Origin of the sequence: Pseudoalteromonas piscicida, from assembly GCF_002744175.1 — a bacterium.
Lineage (GTDB): Bacteria > Pseudomonadota > Gammaproteobacteria > Enterobacterales > Alteromonadaceae > Pseudoalteromonas > Pseudoalteromonas piscicida_B.
Genome location: NZ_NKHF01000131.1, coordinates 1 through 2130 on the forward strand (window position 1 = coordinate 1; position 2130 = coordinate 2130).

1 protein-coding gene is annotated in these 2130 nt (G+C 49.7%); it reads right to left on the reverse strand.

The genetic code is table 11. The features are described from left to right. Positions 1-109: 109 nt before the first annotated feature. A partial coding sequence (locus CEX98_RS22070; protein WP_143484383.1) for a type I polyketide synthase occupies positions 110-2130 on the reverse strand: 2021 nt, incomplete at its 5' end.

Here is a 2130-nt window from a genome sequence, read left to right on the forward strand (position 1 = left end):
TTAATGGCTAAGTGATATTGCTCTTTAAAAATTTGGAAAAGCTGAAAAATTAAATTCTGATAGATAACGAATGTTATTTATCGAGTTTTCGAAAGAAAATGCCGATTAATCATTTCGATACTTCTTCCAGCCTGAATAACTCACACCAGATCTCTGCGACTTGCTGTTCCTGCTCCGTCTGCGGTGCTACATAGGCTGTCGCTAAATTCGGACGCTGATGCCGGGTGCTCGCCACCCGAACCGGCTCCGCTGCCAGCTCCGTATTCGCTTTCACCGCACCTGGTCTGAACTCCTGATGCTCAAATGGATAACTCGGCAGGGCGCGACGCAATCGCTGCTCTTCAGCCCGATAACTCTGCCAGTCAATATTCACGCCCGCAACATACAAACGCCCCAACAGCCATGCTAAGTGGAAATCATCACCATGCTCATCTTTTACATGTCGTATCCCGTTACAGGCAATGTGGCTCGCTTGCTTCGCTTCATGCCGCTGCACAAAACTACATAAACTGCGTCCCGGCCCAACTTCTAGGAACAATCTATTTTCGTCTGCCAACAGCGTTTTCAAGCCTTCACTAAACGCCACGGTTCCTCTTAAGTGACGGCACCAGTATTCAATATCCTGAACCGCTTCCGCTGTGACCCAGTCTCCCGTCACATTGGAGATATAAGGAAGACTTGGCGGGTTAAAAGTCACCTGCTCTAATACCGCCCTGAACGCCGGTAAAATCGGTGCCATCATCTCGCTGTGATAGGCATGTGAAGTATGTAATCGGCTATGTTTGATATCTTCTGCCGCCAACGCCTCTGAAAACTGCGTTATCAACTGCGTTTCTCCTGATACAACACATAGCTCGCTGCTGTTATCTGCTGCCAAAGACAAGCCTGCTGGCAGTCTCGCCAATGTCGCTTGCGCACTTAACTCTACGCTTAACATTGCGCCACTGGCCGCCGAGCCCATCAGCTTTCCTCGCGCCGTAACGAGTTTTAACGCATCTTCTAAGCTCAATACGCCAGACAGAGTCGCTGCGACATATTCACCTAAACTATGCCCTATCATTGCATCGACACTCACTCCCCACTCTTGTAGCTGTTTCGCCAGTGCATATTCAACGATAAACAAAGCTGGCTGAGTGATGGCTGTGTCGTTGAGCTTTGCCGCTTCCTGTGAATCCCCAAACAGTAACGCTTTCAGGGTCTGTGCTAACTCTGTTGGTAGTTGCTCTAGGCAATTATCTACTTGCTCACGGTATACTGCTTCCGTTTCATACAGGCCTGCTGTCATGCCGACATACTGACTTCCCTGACCACTGAACATCAAGGTCACCGCCGGCGCCTGCTCTATATTACCCTGAAGTAATTGTGCTGGCTTTTCTCCTGACAGGACCGCCACGGCTTCCGCGCTATCTCGACACAGCGCGACCTGCCGATAATTCAGATGGCGACGCCCTACCTGCAAAGTAAAACTACTGTCTGCCAGCGGCACTTCGTCTGACTCACCTAAAAAGTGGCTCAGTCGCTCTGTAACACGCCCCAAGTTAGCTCGGCTTCGGGCACTGTGCGGCAACAGTTGCCAGGCCCGACTTTCTCCTGACTGTCGCTCATCCTGATACTCTTCTAATACAATATGTGCATTCGTACCACCAATACCAAATGAGCTAACCCCTGCTCGACGAATGTCTGTACTCTCCCAATGCTGACCTTGTGACACCACTTCAAAGCCTGTGCCAGACCAGTCTATATTCGGGTTACCTTGTTCAAAATGCAGTGTCGGTGGCAGGTATTGATGCTGTAAACACATTACCGTTTTGATAAGTCCGCTTACGCCAGCCGCCGCATCCAAGTGACCGATGCCTGTTTTTACCGCGCCTAATTTTAAGCTACCCTGTGCTCTTTGCGTAAATACCTGACTCAGGGCCGCAACTTCAATCGGATCACCCAAAGGGGTGCCTGTACCGTGACACTCGATATAGGACACGCTCTGTGGCTCAACTTCTGCCACTTCTAACGCGGCATTGATAACGTCCTTTTGCCCTTCAACACTTGGGGCTGTAAAACCGACTTTTTGAATACCATCATTGTTAATTGCTGAGCCTTTGATGACTGCCAAGATTTGGTCGCCATCAGCTT